Origin of the sequence: Actinobaculum sp. oral taxon 183 str. F0552, from assembly GCF_000466165.1 — a bacterium.
GTDB lineage: Bacteria > Actinomycetota > Actinomycetes > Actinomycetales > Actinomycetaceae > Peptidiphaga.
Genome location: NZ_KE951409.1, coordinates 43,861 through 62,108 on the forward strand (window position 1 = coordinate 43,861; position 18,248 = coordinate 62,108).

General features: G+C 59.7%; 13 protein-coding genes, 1 tRNA gene, 1 other RNA gene and 1 pseudogene. 10 read left to right on the forward strand and 6 right to left on the reverse strand.

Annotated features, from left to right (window positions below; genetic code table 11):
• Positions 1-1,472, forward strand: a pseudogene (locus HMPREF0043_RS11370) (hypothetical protein); the annotation flags it as partial.
• Between the two features lie 50 nt (positions 1,473-1,522).
• On the forward strand, positions 1,523-2,497 hold the full coding sequence (locus HMPREF0043_RS10070; protein ID WP_051317388.1) for an ASCH domain-containing protein: 975 nt from the start codon (positions 1,523-1,525) through the stop codon (positions 2,495-2,497).
• A gap of 193 nt (positions 2,498-2,690) precedes the next feature.
• Here HMPREF0043_RS10070 and HMPREF0043_RS01950 read toward each other — a convergent pair whose 3' ends face one another.
• Positions 2,691-3,290 carry a LytR C-terminal domain-containing protein gene (locus tag HMPREF0043_RS01950; protein WP_040317629.1) on the reverse strand — a complete coding sequence of 200 codons (600 nt, stop codon included), beginning with the start codon at positions 3,288-3,290 and terminating at the stop codon, positions 2,691-2,693.
• A 547-nt stretch (positions 3,291-3,837) separates the two neighbouring features.
• Positions 3,838-4,752 carry an ion channel gene (locus HMPREF0043_RS01955; RefSeq protein ID WP_232205988.1) on the reverse strand — a complete coding sequence of 305 codons (915 nt, stop codon included), beginning with the start codon at positions 4,750-4,752 and terminating at the stop codon, positions 3,838-3,840.
• Positions 4,753-5,219: 467 nt separating this feature from the next.
• Here HMPREF0043_RS01955 and HMPREF0043_RS10560 point away from each other — a divergent pair, with 467 nt between their 5' ends.
• Positions 5,220-7,097 carry an ATP-dependent nuclease gene (locus HMPREF0043_RS10560; RefSeq protein WP_021601129.1) on the forward strand — a complete coding sequence of 626 codons (1,878 nt, stop codon included), beginning with the start codon at positions 5,220-5,222 and terminating at the stop codon, positions 7,095-7,097.
• Positions 7,075-8,832: a UvrD-helicase domain-containing protein gene (locus HMPREF0043_RS10565; RefSeq protein WP_021601130.1), complete on the forward strand. Its 1,758-nt coding sequence runs from the start codon at positions 7,075-7,077 to the stop codon at positions 8,830-8,832. Before HMPREF0043_RS10560 ends, HMPREF0043_RS10565 begins: the two co-directional genes overlap by 23 nt.
• 286 nt (positions 8,833-9,118) lie before the next feature.
• On the opposite strand, the gene HMPREF0043_RS01965 is transcribed toward HMPREF0043_RS10565, so the two are convergent.
• Positions 9,119-9,206 (reverse strand) — tRNA-Ser (locus HMPREF0043_RS01965).
• 237 nt (positions 9,207-9,443) lie between these two features.
• Here HMPREF0043_RS01965 and HMPREF0043_RS01970 point away from each other — a divergent pair.
• Genes HMPREF0043_RS01970 through HMPREF0043_RS01980 form a run of 3 tightly spaced genes read left to right on the forward strand, consistent with a single transcriptional unit; the run spans position 9,444 to position 11,539 of the window.
• The gene (locus HMPREF0043_RS01970; protein WP_021601131.1) at positions 9,444-10,448 is read left to right on the forward strand and encodes an ABC transporter ATP-binding protein; all 1,005 of its coding nucleotides are present in this window, start codon (positions 9,444-9,446) and stop codon (positions 10,446-10,448) included.
• 14 nt (positions 10,449-10,462) lie between these two features.
• A complete protein-coding gene (locus tag HMPREF0043_RS01975) occupies positions 10,463-11,314 on the forward strand; it encodes an ABC transporter permease (protein WP_051317389.1) in 852 nt (283 codons plus the stop codon).
• 24 nt (positions 11,315-11,338) lie between these two features.
• A complete protein-coding gene (locus HMPREF0043_RS01980) occupies positions 11,339-11,539 on the forward strand; it encodes a helix-turn-helix transcriptional regulator (RefSeq protein WP_021601133.1) in 201 nt (66 codons plus the stop codon).
• A 179-nt stretch (positions 11,540-11,718) separates the two neighbouring features.
• On the opposite strand, the gene HMPREF0043_RS01985 is transcribed toward HMPREF0043_RS01980, so the two are convergent.
• Positions 11,719-12,282 (reverse strand): YbaK/EbsC family protein, encoded by a 564-nt coding sequence (locus HMPREF0043_RS01985; RefSeq protein ID WP_021601134.1) that lies wholly within the window; start codon positions 12,280-12,282, stop codon positions 11,719-11,721.
• A 117-nt stretch (positions 12,283-12,399) separates the two neighbouring features.
• Here HMPREF0043_RS01985 and ffs point away from each other — a divergent pair.
• Positions 12,400-12,496, forward strand: an RNA gene (gene ffs, locus HMPREF0043_RS10570) — signal recognition particle sRNA small type.
• A gap of 441 nt (positions 12,497-12,937) precedes the next feature.
• Positions 12,938-15,643 carry a hypothetical protein gene (locus HMPREF0043_RS10935; protein ID WP_021601136.1) on the forward strand — a complete coding sequence of 902 codons (2,706 nt, stop codon included), beginning with the start codon at positions 12,938-12,940 and terminating at the stop codon, positions 15,641-15,643.
• Here HMPREF0043_RS10935 and HMPREF0043_RS10940 read toward each other — a convergent pair.
• Positions 15,640-16,275, reverse strand: coding sequence for a hypothetical protein (locus HMPREF0043_RS10940; RefSeq protein ID WP_021601137.1), 636 nt, complete (start codon positions 16,273-16,275; stop codon positions 15,640-15,642). The genes HMPREF0043_RS10935 and HMPREF0043_RS10940 overlap by 4 nt on opposite strands.
• A gap of 196 nt (positions 16,276-16,471) precedes the next feature.
• On the reverse strand, positions 16,472-16,852 hold the full coding sequence (locus tag HMPREF0043_RS01990; protein WP_021601138.1) for a hypothetical protein: 381 nt from the start codon (positions 16,850-16,852) through the stop codon (positions 16,472-16,474).
• 178 nt (positions 16,853-17,030) lie between these two features.
• On the opposite strand from HMPREF0043_RS01990, the gene HMPREF0043_RS01995 reads away from it, so the two are divergent.
• Positions 17,031-18,248 (forward strand): DNA polymerase III subunit gamma and tau (locus HMPREF0043_RS01995; RefSeq protein WP_156897478.1); only part of this gene is annotated, 1,218 nt, incomplete at its 3' end.

Sequence of the window (18,248 nt, forward strand, 5' to 3'; positions counted from 1 at the left end):
CCATCGACCTCGGTGAAGTCGACGTCGAAGGCGACGACGTCGACCCCCGCCTCGTCCTCCAAGCCGTCGAGCTCGGCCAACCTGGCGAGGGCCCTGCGGCCCCGGAGGCGGGCGCTGAGCCCGCCGAGGATCGGGGCGCGGAGACGGACGCGGATCGAACCCCGGCCCCGGAGACTGCCGCGGGTCGGCGAGCCGGCCAGGCCGCCGGCGCCCCCGCAGACCGACCCCCGACCGGCAGCGGCTCCGGGACCGGCGGAACCTTCTCAATCGCCGGAACCCCTGGAACCGCCGGGACAGGCGCCGCCTCACCCGACGGAACCTCCGGAGCAGGCGGTTCGCCCGGCACCGCCGGAACCGTCGGAGGCCCCGCGGGCGGCTTCGACGGCCCGGACGCGCAGGACGACGGGATCGAAGGCGAACTCCCCGACTTCGGCGACGGTCCGCTGCTCGTCGTCTCGGACGTCTCCTTCGGCGCGCTGCCCGGCGCGGCGGCGAGCCTGGACACCGAGCTGGCCGCCTTCCGGATCAACGGGTTGACGGCGGTCGTCGCCGAAGCCAAGCCCGCCCGCTCGAACGCGCCGGGGGCCAGCGCCGACTTCGCGCTCGTCCTGAGCGTCGACCCGACGGGGCTGGACACCCCGATCCTCACCGTGCGCACCGACGGAACGCGCCTGACCTGGACGTGGAGCGACGACCTGCAGTACCTGCCGTGGCTGGCGGCGGAGCCCGCCGCGCGCTCCTTCGCGGCCGACGAACTCGGAGCCGGCGCCTTCGCCGGGAGGATCGCCAGATTCCTGCCCGTCGACCCGGCTGCGATCCGCGCCATCCTCGCCGGAGACACCCAGAAGGCCCCGGAGCTGCTCGTCAGGGTCTTCGGACTGCCGGGTGAGGTCGCCGACTGCCTGCACGGCCTGCTGGTTCCCCGCGTCATCCCGGGCGCGGTGCTCTTCGAGCCCAAGCCGTTCGCGGCCCGCCTGCAGTCGAGCGTCGCCCACGCGGTGGCGGGGGAGGGAGCCTCGGCGTCGAACCTGATCAGGGCCTACCGCAAGGTCTACCTGGAGCATCCCCGCGTCACCGAGATCGTGGCGTCCGTCCAGGCGGGCGTCGGCGTCCTGGCGTTCGCGGCGGGGGTGCGCTCATGGGGCCGGCCCCGAGGCAAGCTCCTGTCGATCCTCGGCGGCGGACTCGCGGTCAACGCGGTCACCCGGATCCTCACCACCCAGTGGATCCAGGCGGCGCTGAGGATCGAAGGCCTGTCCGTGACCGCCCGCGACGAAGAGGGCGAAGAGGGCGACCAGCCCGCCGGCGATTCGACTGGTGATGCAGCCGCTGGCGAGCCCGCCGATTCCGCGGATGGCGGCCCCGCACGCGGCAGCGGCTCGGCAGGCGGCGGGCCCGCCGAATCCGCGCGGCAGGAGCCTGCGTCGCCGGCCGCGCCCGGTGACCGGGGACGCGAGGGCGGCGGACGGTGACGGCGACCGAGTCAGACGACGGCGAAAGGAAGGTTATGAGAAGGAAGCACATGAGCGAGGAGACGCCCATGCGCGACGGCGAAGAGCGCGACCGGGAGGAAAAGTGCGCCCGGGAAACCGAGCGCGCGGGCACTGAGCACGCCAGCCCGGAGGAGGGCGGCGGCGCGCCAGGAGACGCCGAGCCGGGCACGGTCGAAGCGCATGGCGCCGAGAAAGCCCGCCCGGACGAGGCCGAACCTGGCGAAGCCGAATCGGATGAGGCCCGCCCGGACGAGGCCGAGCCGAGCGCCGGCCCTGATGAGGCCGTCGGCTCCACGATCCCCGACCCCGATCGGAAATCCTTGGAGGCGTTCTGGGTGCGCGCCCGCAACCTCTGCCACATCGCTCCGCTGGAGGCCGTGCTCGGCCAGGACGACGTCTCCTCCCTGTGCCCGCCCGCCTTCTCCTTCGGAGACACGCCCGAACTGGCGGACAGGCTGGCCAAGCTCGTGCTGGACGGAGAGAAGACCGCCACGTCGGGGTGGCGCGCGAGCTACGAGGCTGAAGGCATCGACCTGCCCGAGCGGGGCGACCTGGCGATCATGTGCGACGGACGCGGCGAACCGCTGGCCCTCCTGCGCAACAGCGAGGTCCGCGTCGTCGGCTTCCAGGAGGCCGACAGCGAGATCTCCGACGCCGAAGGCGAGGGCCCCTTCGAATCCTGGAAGGCCGCCCACGAGGATTTCTTCGCCCAGGAGTGCCAGGACCTGGGCATCGACTACGACCCGGACGGCGACATCGTCGTCGAATTCTTCGACGTGCTCCATTCACGCGCGGACGAACGGAAGGGCCGCCGGAGCGCCGCAAAACGCGCACACCCCGAAGCCCGCGAGGACGCCTCCGAAACACACGAGGATGCTCGGGCTGCGCAGGGCGAGGCCGCAGAAGGCGAGGCTCCAGAGGCCCCGGCCGAAGAGGCTGCGAAAGGCGGGAAGCCGACGAAGAGCGGGGAAGCCGCGACCCCGGGGCAAACCGACGAGGAGTAACAGAAAGCCTGGAAAGCGGAGGGCCTGGAGAGGCGTCGGGACGCGGTCCCGACGCCGGACCAGTCAAGCCCAACTGCCGCGGCGCTCAATCAGTCGGCGATGGGCGTCATCAGTCGGCAATCGGCGTCTGGCCCCGACGCGGTCGGTTGACTAGGCTGAGGCCAGCCGGTCCCCGCGGCAACCGGCGTCGGCGTCAGTTGGCTCCGGCCTTCGAGACGTTGACGCAGCCCGGGGCCGACTTCAGCTTCCCCTCGGGGTTGTCCTTCTTGACCTGGTCGGCGGTCAGGACGTCCTGGTATCCGTCACCCACCACGATGGAGATGATCTCGTCGGACATCGAGGAATCGTACTGGATCACCGACTTCGGGAAGTACTGCGCGATGGTGTAGGCGGCGTTGATGCCCCGCGGCCCGGTGGCGATCCGCGCGGAGGCGGTGAATTTCGAGCCGCCCTTCCAGTTCTCGGTCTGCGCCACGCTCACGCCCCGAGCCGTCAGCTCCTGCCCGACGGCTCCGGCCAGCCCTGTGCGATTCGTCGAGTTGAATACCTTGACCGTGATGGTATTGAGTTCGGTGGCTTTCGCGTCGGAGGAGATGCAGGGCGTGATGACCTTGTTCGGGTCGGGGGCTTCGGAGAACTTCTGCTTGAAGGGAAAGGGAAGAATCCCGGTCCACACGAGCATCGCAAGGACCATGAGGAGCGCCAGGACGGCGGAGATCGTGCCGAAGAGGACGGTTTGGCGCTGCTGAATCTTGCGACGGTAGTCGTCGCGTGCGGAGGTTCCTTCGTTCACAGCCTCTACGGTAGTCGAGAGGGCTGGAGTCTGCATGCCCGACGGCGGGGCGATCTCCGCCTGCCCGCGGGCAATCTAGAAGGGGCCGAGCGGCGAGACCTGCCCGAGTGCGATCTTCGCCTGTCCGTGGATCCGTCCCGGCGTTCGCCGATGGGCGCGCCACGGCCCGCGTGTGCATCCGCCCCGCGATCGTCCGAGTCCTCGGGAAGCCGCCCGGCCTGCGGAGCGGACCCTATACGAGGGCGCGGTCATCCTCTCCGAGTGCAACCTTTCAGCCTCTGCGAATCCGGCCTGCATGGTCGGGCCCGTATGGTCGGCCTGCGCCGCCGGCAGCGGCCGAGGCGTCCGGTGCCGACGGCCTGCCTGCCGGGCCCGGCGGCGTGCCATGCGGAACTGTCGGACTGCTTGAGCCCGGTGCAGTGCTGCCCGAATCCAACGTGCCGCCCGGGTTCTCCGCCGACGGACCGCCCGGATTCATCAGACTGCCCGAATCTGCTGGGGTACTCGGATCCGCCCAGCCGTCAGGGTTTGCCGAGCCGCCCGGGCCTTACGAACCGCCAGGGTCCGTCTGGCCGTCAGGGCCTTCCGAGCCGCCCGGAGGCGGGCCCACGCTCGCCTGCAGGGCGGCGATCCGGCCGGTCAGGTCGGCGACCTGGCGTTGCAGCGCGGCGACCTGGCGTTGCAGCGCGGCGACCTGCTGGCGGGTGGCTGCTTCCTCTTCGGCGGTCTCCTCGGCGACCCGGCTGACGATCCAGGATGCGAGCGTCGCCGTGACGGTGCCGATCACGGCGATCCCGGCGATCATGAGGAGGGCGGCGACGGTGCGTCCGGTTCCCGTCGTGGGGATGTGGTCGCCGTAGCCGACCGAGGTGATGGTGACGAATGCCCACCACAGGGCCTTGGGGAAGCTTGTGATCGTCGCCCCGGGCGCGTGCTTCTCCGCGTCGAGCGTCGCCAGAGCCCCCACGTAGGTCAGCAGGATCGCCGCTCCCGCCGTGTACACGGCGATCCGCCCGCGCAGGGCAAGGCCCGCGGTCCGCTGCAGGACGCTGATCGGGGTGGCCAGGCGCAGGAGGCGCAGGGGTCGGAGCAGGGGGAGGGCGACGACGGCCAGGTCGAGCAGGTGGTGGGCGAACCAGCGTCCCCGATCGGGGGCCAGGCGGAGCCGGACGGCGTAGTCGGCGGCGAAGACGGCCCACACGATGTCGATAGCGGTCTCCGCCGCGAGATGGTCGCGTCCGCGCAGGTCCCCGATCACCTCCACCGAGTAGACGGCCAGGAACAGAACCGCGGCGAAGGTCAGCGGCCACTCGGTGATCCGCTCCCACCGGGCGAGCCGCGAATCCGGCGCCTGCACCAGGCCGCGGGAGGTTGCCGCACAGGAGGGAGCCTCCGGTCGGGTTCCGCCGGAGGATGCCCCTGCTGGGGCCCGGGAGGATGCCGCAGATCGCATGCCGCTCACACTCGGATTCTAACCGGCATACGACGTCCAGGAGTGCGGCGCGGTTTCGAGCTTTCGGAGCCGGCTTTTGACCGCTCCGCCGGTGCGTTCTCATTTTTCTGTTTGGCTTAAGGACAACTTTCTCGTGACAGGCCAGCGACATTCTACGTCGCTCGCCACAGAAACTAACTGATCGATAAAAATATCGTTGATGTTGTAACATTCGTACAAAAATGTATAGTGTTATATTACCATATCAATCGACTTCAAAAACAATGCTAAGTTTAGATTATTTTATGTAAATTTAATTAACAATATCAATATATGATAAAACATTAAATTTCAAGTTAATGTATTAACATACATTAAATATGATTTATTTCGCATCAAATTTTCTTGAAAACTGGACTTTTAGATTCCGCAAGAATATACTTCAATATACTCCCCATGGAGTGTGTTCATTTCCAATCTATTCAGCGGGTGATTAAATGCGTATTCAAATATTAGATATTAAAAACTTTCGTGGCATTGCTAGTGGACATGTAATATTTAAAAAACATTCACTTCTTGTTGGAGGCAACAATATTGGTAAGTCAACTGTATGTGAAGCCCTAGAACTGGTTCTAGGACCAGAGCGTCTTTATCATCGACCAGTTATTGATGAACATGACTTTTACCGCGGTAGATATCAAAAAGATGACGGCTCTTTTCTTAAAATCGTTATTCGCGTCGTTTTAACAAGTCTAAATCTTAAGCAGCAGCTACGCTTTCACCAACACCTTCGTCTCTGGAATGAGGATGAGCTGACGTTTGTGGACGAAGAAGTCGACGGTATCTCCCACGCCGATGATCCAAACGTCGACTGGGCGCTTCCAGTCGTTTTCATTGGTCGATACGACCCTGAGGAAGACGATTTCGTCGGCGATACCTTCTTTGACCACCCGCTGGATGATCCAGATAGTCTGAGTGACGAAGAGAAAGCTTCATTGGGGCAAGGGCGTTCTATATTCACCCGCGCTCACAAGCGGGACTGTGGATTCATCTATCTACGCGCACTGCGCACCGGCTCACGGGCGTTGAGCTTACAACGTGGCTCACTGCTGGATACGATTCTTCGGCTTGGCGAACAAGGTGGCGCAAACATGTGGCCAGCAGCACTTCGCTCGCTCAAAGAACTCAATCCGGCAATTGGAGAGATAAGGCAGCTTAAGTCGATCCGCGCTCAGCTGCAAGAGCGTCTTGGCCGTTTCATCAATCTCGCTTCTGAAGGCGACCAGACTTCCTTTTACGCCTCTGACTTAACTCGTGACAACCTCCGTGAGGTTGTCAAACTATTTATCGCGACTTGGCCGAGCAACTACCCCGTCCCTTTCAGTAGACAGGGGACCGGGTCAGTTAACTTGCTCGTATTCGCCCTGCTGACAATGATCGCCGATTTGAAGGAGCAGAACTCAGCCATATTTGTAATGGAAGAGCCTGAGATCGCCTTGCCACCGCACATCCAGCGACGGGTAGTGAAGTATGTTCTTCAGGAGATGGGGCAATCTATCGTCACATCACACTCGCCTTACATCATTGAGCAATACGAAGCCGAAAATGTCGTCGTTCTTGGTCGCGACGATAAGAGCTGCTTTACGGGCAAGCCAATCGACCGTAGCGCCATCGAACAAAAAAACTATCGAGCTCAACGACGGCAGTTTGCAGAGGCTATTCTCAGCCGAGCGGTTTTCGTTGTCGAAGGGGCGACAGAAGTAGCGGCCGTCAACGCCACTTCAATAGCACTCGAAAGATTCCATGCCGGCTACTCCCATATCGACTTATCTGGCGTGTCACTTTTCAACGCTGGAGGCGACCAGGAAGCGCCAAAGTATGGACCGATCTTTAAAGCGCTTGGCAAACCGGTCTTCGGCATGCGAGACAAGCCTAACCGCCAAGATCAGCCTGGCACTAGAGACAATATTGATGCATATGACAAGTTCTGGGAGTCACCGGAATCAGGAGTCGAACGCATCCTAGTGGACCAGGTGCCTGAAAGCGTCCTGCACGGTTTCTTTAAAAAAGTATCGCCTCGTCCTGACTATCCGGCGAACTGCGGGTATAACGCGTCGATGGAGGGAAAGGAGCTAAAGGCTCTTGCTCAAAAGGTGTTAAAAGCGCGAAAAGGCGACTCGTACGGTTACGGTTATGCTGCGATCCTTATTGAACAATGCCAGAGCGAAAACGAATTGCCTTCGTTTATTCGCTACGCTTTACTCTATATCGACAGATATCTAACTCCTTCGACACAAAGTAATCCCATTCGATCCGAAGGCGAGACGACGATGTCATCCGAGACTGCTTCAGATGGGCAACCTGACAATGAATGACGGTGGGCCTGCCGGCATGAAGTTATCAGATACCGCCGAGAACGCGCTACAGAGTGAATGTCCTGTGTTGGTGCTTGGCGGCCCTGGTTCCGGCAAGACAACACTGTCACTGCTGAAGGCAAAGTCGTACGTCTCGGAGCTTGCGCCTGAACAAGCGATTCTGTTTCTGAGCTTTTCTCGGGCAGCCGTTCGACAGGTTGAGATCAGATGTCGTGACCTGCTGAATGCAGAAGAGCAGCGGTCAATCGAGGTGCGCACCTACCACTCATTTGCCCTTGACATTCTGAAAACACACGGCAGACTGCTCACTGGCACTCCTCCGCGGATTCTGTATCCAAGCGAGGAAACACTTCTTAAATCATGTCACTCCGGACTTTGGGAGAAGGAAGCCAAGCGTTTGGCCGCAGAGGAAGGCCGCTATGTTTTCGGCGAGTTCGCATCGGCGGCAAACAAGCTCCTCGTTGGCTCAAAGGCGGTTGCAAAGCTCATCGCAGACAAGTATCCAGTTGTTATCCTTGATGAGTTTCAGGACACCAACGACTCTCAGTGGGAGCTGGTCAAGACTTTGTCTCTGCTGTCACGCATGGTGTTCCTTGCCGATCCTGATCAGCGCATCTTTGACTACGACAAACATGTGAGCGCTGAGCGGCTTCACCATCTTCGCAACGATCTCAGACCGGCGGAGTTTGATTTGGGAGGCAATAACCATCGCAGCCCGAACTCGGGGATCCTCGCCTACGCCAACGCAGTCCTCCACAACAAAGCTTTTCCCGGTAGCATCGGCGAGATCGAGACGATTACTTACTACCCGAATAGCTTTGACAAGAGTGTACATTTTGCCGTAGTTTCAACGTTATCGAAACTACGAAAGGAAGGCCTCGAGCGACCTTCTGTGGCGGTTCTTGCGCGAACCAATGCAATGGTGGCGAAGACGTCCGACTGCCTCTCTCAAGATCATGAGTTCAGAAGCCGCCCGATGAAGCCGATTGTGCACGACGTCCTCTGGGATACCGGTCTGACGACCGCTGCCGCTCTGGTTGTCGCATCTATTCTGGAGTGGACGGCACTTCCCAAGGTGACGGCTTTGGCCCAAACGTTCGAGCTGATTGCTGAATACTTCGATATAAAGAACGCGTCAAACTCTAAAGGGGTTAAGTATGCCCAGGAAGCTTCTAAAAAATATTCTAACACGGCAAAAAGCCTCAAAGCTGGCGATAAACTAAGGTGTGAGGTGACGAAACACTTTGAGAAGGTCTATGACAGTGAGTCACTATTTATCGGCCGTCCGGCAGACGATTGGCTGAAAGCTCGCGTTTTACTAGATACAACAACCGGCAAGCTGAACCATGTATTTGGTGATGTGAAGTTTGTTCGATTGTTCAGGGCAACGGATCAGATAGGCGGCTGTTTGAGTGATCTGTGGGATAGGCACGGCAACTACATCAACGCCTCTCGTCTGCTTCGTCGGCCACTTAGCATGCAGTCCCTCCAATCAGATTATCGCGAGCCCGTCGGCTGCTCCCTGATGACGGTGCACAAAGCGAAAGGGAAAGAGTTCGACGGAGTCGTAATCGTCGACGGCCACCCGAAAAGCGCTGACGCCTTTTTCCGCGAGAAGGCCTCACCTTCGGAGCGTGAAAGCGCACGTCGATTGCTACGAGTCGCCATCACACGCGCACGTCGTCACGTCTTCCTGGTGCGCCCGTATGGCGCTCTGCCATTGGCCGACGAGTAACTGCAAACGGGAATCTTGAACTACGCAGCATGCCACGACTAAAGACTGCCCAACTCCCCCGGCGGCAGAGGTGAGCAGGTGCCTTTACACGCTACTCGTGCCTGAAGACGCCAAGTCAGAAAATATATCCCAAGACGTCTTCCCGCCACTTTCTTACGCCTATTTCGCTACTTGAGAGTCTGGCTCTGCATAAGTAGCATCAAGGAAAAAGGCAGCAGAACCCCGGCCAGCCCCGCAACAAACGACCTCTGGTCACTTTATGACTAGGGTCTGTATAAGTTGACTGTGGCGGAGGATGGGGGATTCGAACCCCCGAGGGCTTGCACCCAACACGCTTTCCAAGCGTGCGCCATAGGCCACTAGGCGAATCCTCCTGGGGCGCAAAGATTGCGCTGATCTATGGTAGCCGATGGCGCGCAATCCGGCAATCTCCGATCTCGCCTGCCGTTCGGCCAGTCTCGCCTGAGCATCTGTCCGGCCTTACCCGAGCATCTGTCTGGTCTCGCTTGAGCATCCGGCCGGCATCGCCCGATCACCTGGCCGACCTCGAGTACACGTTCCGGCGGAGCAGTCCATTGACAGGATGTAGTACCTCTACTATATTCCGGACTATGACTGCTGTAGATCTTCAGTCGGGCCCGGGGCCCGGCACTGATCCGGGCGCAGGGTCCGATGTCGGCGCCGTCAAGGCCGTCGAGGTCGCCGGCCTGTGCGTCGCCTACGGAGACAACCTCGTCCTCGACGGCCTGGACTTCACGGTTCTCCGCGGCGAGGTGGTCGTTTTCCTCGGCCCCAACGGCGCGGGCAAGACCACCGCGATCGAGATATTCGAAGGCCTGCGCACGCCCTCCTCCGGGAGGGTGAAGGTATTGGGTGCCACCCCGTGGGAGGCCGGCGAAGCTTGGCGGGCCAGGGTCGGGGCCGTCCTGCAATCCTGGCGCGACCACGCGAAATGGCGGGTCGGCGAATTCCTCGACTACCTGGGCTCCTACTACCGGCCCTTCTCCACCGCCGAGGTTCCGCGCCCGTGGCCGACTCCGGACCTGCTTCGCACCGTCGGCCTGGCCGAGGAGGAGTCGAAGAGGATCGGGCAGCTGTCGGGCGGCAAACGGCGCCGTCTCGACGTCGCCGCCGGGCTCGTGGGCAGGCCGGAGGTCCTCTTCCTCGACGAGCCGACCGCGGGATTCGACCCGCTGGCCCGCCGCGGCTTCCACGACATCATCCAATCCCTGGCCGACGATCGCACGACGATCCTCATGACCACCCACGACCTCAGCGAGGCAGAGGATGTGGCCAGCCGGATCCTCATTCTGGCCGAACACCGGATCATCGCGGACGGCTCGCCGGACCAGCTGCGCCGCCTCGACTTCGGGCAGGCCGAGGTCCGCTGGTCCGACGGAGCCCAGCGGCACGTCCACGCCACACCCGACGCCACGGGCTTCCTCCGCGGGCTGCTGGCCGGGGACGGCCGCGTCGAGGATCTGGAAGTCCGACGGGCCACGCTCGAAGACGCCTACATCGGCCTGGTCCGGCAGGCCGAAGGCGGCACAGCGACGGACGTGCAGAGGAACACGCTCGCCATACTGGACGCGGCGGGGGAAGGGAGCCTCGCGTGAATGCGAATACCCGCGTGACAACCGCCATCGGCGTGCTGCGCTGCGGCATGCGCCAGGGCCTGATCGACCTGCGCAACTCCATGACCGGCGGCACGATGGTGAGCCTGATGACGATCCCCGTCATGCTTATCGTCGTTTTTTTCCTGGCCCCGGGCCAGGAGACCGACAGCGGCTTCACCCTGACGGGCATGGGATACTCCTTCCCGGGGCTGCTCGGTTTCGGCCTCGTGATAGGCGGGTTCGCCGGGGTCGCCGGCGAGATCCTCGCGGAGAAGGAGGACGGCTCGCTCGTCCGGATGAAAGCCGTCCCGAGGGGGATCACCGGATACGTCGTCGGCAAGACCTTCTACCAGTGCGTCGCCAACATGCTGTGCTTCCTCGTCAGCCTGGCCGTGGGAGCCCTCGCCCTGGGAGGCCTGGTCCCCTCCGAGCCGCTGAGATGGTTGGCGGCCTTCGGCTGGTGCGCGCTGGGCCTGGTGTGCTCCATTCCGATCGGCGCAGTGATCGGGTGCCTGATCAGCAGCTCCGTCGCCCTCGTGATCCCGATCGTTTTCCTGTACGGCCTGATGATCATATCGGGGATCTTCAGCCCGGTGGTCGGCATGGCCGGATGGGTCCAGGCGATCGCGAAGGCCTTCCCGGTCTATTGGCTGGGGCTGGGGATGCGGTCCGCCTTCCTGCCCGGGCAAGCGGTGGCGCTGGAAGCCGGGGAGTCATGGCACACCCTCGAATCCCTGGCGGTGCTCGGCGCGTGGGCGGTGGCCGGGCTGGTGCTCGCCCCGATCCTCATGCGCAAGATGATCCGCGGGGTCTCCGGGAGTTCGGTGGCCGCCGCCCGGGAGCGCTTCCTGGCCAGGGGGTACTGAGTGGCGATACACAATCGCATCGCCATGCTGCGGGCCGAGCGCGGCACGTCGCGTCGCGAACTCGCCGAGGCCCTGGGAGTCCACTACCAGACGATCGGCTACCTGGAGCGGGGCGAGTACTCGCCCTCGCTCAGCCTTGCCCTGCAGATCGCCGAATACTTCGACGTGCCCGTCGAGGTCGTATTCTCGCTCCGGCCCTTCCCGCGGCTGGGAAGCGAGGGCTGAGCGGAAGGCTAGTCGGCTGTGAGGAGCCCGAGTGCGCTCGCGAAGGCCTCGCCTTGAGCGAAGAGGCGTAGCCTGGCTCCAAGCGCGATTCGAAGCACCTTTGCCTTACTGCGTAAAGGAGCCGACCGGCTGTGCCGGCAGGCGCCGATTGCCGGCGACCTACTCAGTTTGCCGGCGGCCTACTCGGTGGCCAGGCCTTCGACCACTTCGGCGCCGGGCAGCCTCGCCAGGAGTTCGCCGGGCAGCGCCAGCTTGGAGGAGCGCAGCCCCGAGCCGATCACGGCGAAGCCTTCTACGACGCGCGTGTCGAGCAGCAGACGCCAGCCCTCCGGCACCCCGACGGGGGTGATCCCGCCGTACTCCATCCCCGAGGCCTCCACGGCCCGTTCCTGCGGCCAGAAGGAGGCCTTGCGCACGTTCAGGAGCCTCTTGATGACGTGGTTGACGTCGGCCTTCGTCGTCGCGCGGACGACGGCCGCCGCGATGCGCTCCTGCCCCTCGCGTTTGCCCGCCACGAGCACGCAGTTGCACGAGAGGCGCAGATCCATGGCGTAGCGCGCCGTCATGGCGTCGGTGTCGGCGAATTCCGGATCGATCGCGGCCACCACGGCCTGCGCCGCCAGGTCCGGCTCGCGCTCCGCGACGGCCGTGAGGGACGCGGCCACCGGGGTGGCGAGAAGATCGAGATTGTCGAGGGCGCCAAGCCAATCCGCCGTGCCCATGCCAGGGATGTCGATGCTCATGCCCCCACTCTAGGACGCAGACGCGTGACGCGGAGCCGAATGTCCGCTGGCTGGCAGAACCAGGCCGCGGAGGGACCGGTGCGGCTGGCGGGCCGCTGGCCGGTCGGGTAATCTGGACGTGGCTTCCCACGCGGCGTCATCCCGCAAAACTCCCCCAGGGCTGGAAGGCAGCAAGGGTATGCGGGCTCTGGCGGGTGCGTGGGAAGTCCTTTTCATTTCCTTCGCCTACCCTTTTCCTTCCGCTTTCGGGGCCGCCTTGGGCTGCGAAAAGCTTTGGGAGAGGAGCGCCGAAACCGGCCTGAGTGCGATCGGATCGAACGAAGATGCGAACTATGAGCGTAAGCGAAAGTCATATCCGCCGCAAGACTCGTTTCGCGGAAATTCAAACTGGTTCCTGCGCAGCCACCTTACCGATGAAAGTTATCCCAGAAAGCTGCCGAACTGTTTTGTAGCAATCGAAACCCGATATATCAATGAAATTGAATGACATTCAAAACATTGAATCGAAAATGTGATCGAATTAGTTTGGAAATCGAAAGTGCTGGAATATTGAAATGCAACTCACCGAAGTGGTACACAGGGAAGTAGCCTTATGCAGAAAATTTCCTGAACCTTCCGAATCCTCTGGATCCGGCGGAGAAACGAGGTATTCACGATGGCATATGTGTCATTTACCGGCGGTGCCGACGAGTTGCCGTCTTTGGACAAAGCGGATATCCACGGACTGGCCATCGCATTCAAAAACTTGGCCGGGGCTATCCTCGAGACGGACGTCGCTCGTGATGGCAGCACGGTTTCGGGGAGGATTGGCTCTCAGTCCGACGTATGGAGTGGTCGCGCTAAGGAAGCGTACGCACGAGAAGCCTCATTGATTAAATCAGCCGCGCATAAAGCAGCTGGAATAGAACAATTCATTCATGAAAAGTTAGAAAATTATAATGAAGCTTATTCGAACACTCAAAATAAAATTAAAAAACATCAAAGTGATTGGGATCAAGCAAAAAGTACTTACGATAATAGAATGGCTTTAGTTCCGAAGCCTGGTCAGGCTATAGATAAGAACATTTGCTATCCTAAGGCGGAAGATGTTGAAAATGAACTCGACTCCGCTCAGAAAAGGATTGCAAAGGCATACAATAAGGACATTAGGGCCTTAGACGCTTTAGCTGCAGCAACGGCGGTGGAATTGAAAAAGAAATTGGAGGAATTTCTGCCATCTTCCAAGACTACAGGGCATAATGATGCTGATGTTCGACGCAATGTGGGTGTTGCCATGTTCGGTGACGGTGGAGGGTTTATCGCCACTCAAACGCGTGTGACCGATGCGAACAGAGATGCAGACGATGCAGTGAAATTATTGTCGGATGTAGACAAAAATGGCAACACTCGAAAGGAAAGCTTGGATGAATTCAATTCCCGATATGCTAAGCGGTTGGGTACGGATCCGTTTCTGGCAAATGCATTTGCTATGAAATACGGTCCAGGTAAAATCGCATCGTTCGCTGCGAACGCGGATCGTTTGGATCCGGATTCGGCGCAGCGTCAAGCCGTAGGAAAGGCGCTGTCCGCGATGGGCAGTGGGACGATGCTGGCCACGGGATCGATTCCTCGCGATTTGGATGCGAATTCATCGGATCCTCACCAACGAGAGCGCGTAGCAATGTGGAATGCCTGGCGATCTTATGGCTCGACAATGGAAGTAAAAGTAGAGGGAGAAAATGGGAAAATCATCCATAAATCCCTTTCTGAATGGCAAGAGGGATATTTAGAACAAATCAAAAAAATAGGACGTAGTAGCTTCGATGCAAAACCATTTCACAATTTAGGAGTTTATAGTTCAAGCACGGTGAAGAAAGAATCACGCGGCTATGTATTTCTTGCTCAAGCTTGGGGACTTGGGGCTTGTGAACACCCTGAGTTGACATTTTCACGAGAATTCGTCAATGGCAAACATAATGTGATGCATGATTTGCTTAAATGGGATTACGAGCAAAAAGCACAGTACAGTAGAAATTATCTGCGTGATTACAAAGCGAGCGGTATGCATGATACTAACGATACAAAGGTATCATTTACATCCTATGGCAAACCACCTTTAGGTACATGGGATCCAGTTGCTAATGTTCTGCACGGTATGGACGGCGATCCACAGATGAATAGAACATTTTTGTCGTCAAATGTAGGAATTGAAGGTGGAAACGATCAAAATGTGACCAAATATTTAGTTGGAGGACGTTATAAGTTATCTGGCGGTGAAATTCATTATCCTGACAAAGGTGAACATCTTGGCAAAATAGTTTATGAAGTGACATCCATGCCTGATGCGCGCCGACATAAAGAAAATTTTACAGTACTGCATGAATACATTGATGGTTATAAAGAAGCTATGGACGCTGGAGGTTTTAACAGAGGTCAGAGCAGATTCGGCTATAGTCACTCCCACCTGAGGAGGATATCAGGGGCAATACTTGGACCGTATATGCATGATATAGCTTACCAAATGCAATCTAGCAAAGCGGATCTTTTACATTACAGCGAATATCCGGATCGTCCAGGTGAATACATGCTAAGAGTAAGCGCATATGATATATCAAGACTAAAAGGGCTTGATGGCGTTCTTGTTGATGTCTCCATTGACAAACAAGCTTCTAAAACCATGATAAATCATTCTATGGCTCAAATGCATGTTGACATGGTAAAAAACATGCGTGATCGCAACTACATTGGACTCAAAACGACTGTGGCCTCATGGACGGACACTTTGGAGACTTTGACGGTGGCTCCACAGAATGCAAACGAAAATATGAAAAAAGTTTTAGATCAAAATAATGGATATATTCAGTCTTTAGTATCTAAAGGCGTATCGATTGTTCCATTCGGTAATTTAGTTTCCATAACCGGTCTTCCTGACTGGCGGAAAGCCGGAACAATGCTGAATATAAATGCGGGGAAAGATTGGGGTCTTCCCAAGATTTTGGAAACTATGCTGCCGACGTCTAATGCGGCGACTGCCCACTATAAAGTTGTCGACGCTCATAACGGTGTGGCTCTGACGATGAAGAGTCAGTTCCTCGCGGCGGCTTCCGAAGCCAATACGTGGCCTTCTGGAGCCGAGACACCGCAGCAGAGATGGGGAGCGGGAGCCGGAGAAGATAACTCTCCGCTCAATGCGGACGGATCTCTCAAGCCTTACGTGAAGATGAATTCGGTAGCAAAGTCGCAATATGAAGATTGGATGGGCAGCGATCAAGGTTTGACGTCCGGCCAGGGGAAGGCATTCGGCGAAGCGAGCAAGAAGATCGACGACTTACTGCGGACTGCTGAACAAAGCCGGAAGGATGCCACTCGGGATGGGCATTAGTCGGAATCGGTTTGCTTTTGCTTAGCGAATTCTATTGTTCGCATGGCGTCGAGAAGCTCTTGTGGAATATTTTCAGTATTGTTGGATCCGATAATACTGATTTTCCATCCGCTATTTCCTACGGTTCTATACCAGGTTTGACGTGACACTGTTCCTGTTTCATCTGTTCGTTTGTAATATATTCCATATAAAATACTATTATTAATTTTTATAGCATTTTCTTTCCTTAATTCGCTAATTTGTTTCCAATTGGTATAGTCATTGAAATGGTTATCTCGATTTTTTTCGGCATTTTCTTTAGTGAAGTATGTAAGTATTTCTAAACGTTGTGGAGTTTTGTCGGCTTTTTCAATCGGGGTTCCCCGAGGTACGATAACGATGGGATGGAAAGATCGGCGAGTCTGTTCGGCTGTGTAGGCGATGTATCCATCGGGGACCACGATTGAGAGCTTGCCCGGGATCCTCATCCGCGTGCCTTTGACGAATGGCGTCGGCGACGAACTCGTACTCGGCGACGGCGTCGTGCTTGAAGCCGACTCGGCTGGCTTGGACTGGCCGGCGCATCCGGCCGCCGCCAGAAAGACGACCGATGCGATCGCAGAACACCATAGCTTCGCCCATTGTTTTTTCATAGACGTATCTTATTACCGCCACCCCTTCGCTCACAATGAGCCCGAAACGGGTTCAAAACCGCGAAGGGGCCCGAGGATGCGCGGGAGCCATACGATTCCGAAGCCCTTGCCATGCGTCTTATGCAGTTCTCATACCGGCTGCCCGGTGGAATCGGCTTCGCATCTTCCAAGCCGCAAAATTTCGATGGAAAACCGTTCACTGAACCGGTTTGCTGGACATCATGAACTTGAATTTCTGAGTGATGTTCGACTCCGTGGAATCGAAGTCCTCAACGGCGCCTTTGACGCCCAAGCCGACAAGGGCACAGGCGTCCGACAGCTCATGCGTGGCATGTTTCATCATGGTGACGATGTGCTCCAGCGTATGCTTCAACTCGTTGGTTCCCTCGTTGCGGGTGTGACTTCCCTCCCCAATCTGATCGATTGGAAGAAGCAGGATCGTGGAGTCGACGTCGTCCGTCATCTTCCCGATGCCGGCCGAAATGTTGTTGTAAACCTGGCTGTCCGCCGAGACGGTATCTGCCACCACCGTCACGGAATCCGAATTGAAAACCAGGTCATAGGAACCTTGGGACATTCCCGCTCTCCTTTTCGTAGAAGCGAATGGCAGCATCATGCTGCCACATCGATCCTATATCAGCATCGTCGTCACTGCGGTCGAATGATGATCGCGATGTCGATCGGTAAGGCGGGGCGGTGCACGGTACGGCGTCGAAGCCGGTGAGAACGCCGGCGCCTGCCCGTAGACTGGTGGCGTGAGCATGGCACTGTACCGGCGATACCGCCCGCAGAGATTCCAGGACGTGATCGGCCAGGAACACGTCACGAGGCCCATCATGGCGGCCCTGCGGGCTGGCAGAACGGCACACGCCTACCTCTTCTCCGGCCCGCGCGGCTGCGGGAAGACCACGTCTGCGCGGATCCTCGCGCGCTGCCTGAACTGCGCGCAGGCCCCCACGGACACCCCGTGCGGCGAATGCGAATCCTGCCGCGAGCTCTCCCTGGCCGGGGGAGGGAGCCTCGACGTGGTCGAGATGGACGCCGCGAGCCACGGCGGAGTGGACGACGCCCGCGAGCTCATCGAACGCGCCGCCTTCGCCCCCGCACGGGACGGCTACAAGATCTTCATCATCGACGAAGCCCACATGGTCTCCAACCAGGGGTTCAACGCCCTCCTCAAGCTCGTCGAGGAACCCCCCGACCACGTCAAATTCGTCTTCGCCACGACGGAGCCCGAAAAGGTCATCGGGACGATCCGCTCGCGCACCCACCACTACCCCTTCCGACTCGTCCCGCCCGAGACCCTCGAAGCGTTCATGTCCGGCATCTGCGCTGACGAGGGCATCGAGATCGGCGCGGGAGTCCTGCCGCTCGTCGTACGGGCAGGCGGCGGCTCCGTGCGCGATTCCCTCTCCGTTCTCGACCAGCTGATCGGCGGATCCGAAGAGCGGGAGCTCGCCTACGACCAGGCGATCGCCCTCCTGGGCTTCACCGACGCCTCCCTCCTCGACGACGCGGTGGAGGCCGTCGCCGCCCGCGACGGGGCGAGCCTGTTCGCCGTGGTCGAAAGGGTCGTCCAGTCCGGGCATGATCCGCGCCGATTCGTCGAGGACCTGCTGCAGCGGCTGCGCGACCTCATCGTGGTCTCCCTGGCGGGCGAGCAGGCCGACGACGTCCTCACTTCGGTTCCCCGCGACCAGTACGAGCGGATGCTCGTCCAGGCCGAGCACCTGGGGGCGCGCGGCGCCTCGCGGGCGGCGGACCTGACCAACGACGCGCTCAAGGGGATGGTAGGCGCGACCTCGCCGCGCCTTCAGCTCGAGCTCTTGTGCGCGAGGCTGCTTCTGGCCGAGGCCGGCCCGACTGGAGACTCGCCGGCCTCGCAGGCGCCGGACGCCGGGGCGGCGCCCCGAACCCCCTCGGGCGGCGCAACCGGCTCCCGGGCGGGGGCCGGGGGCCGGGATCGAGCCGGC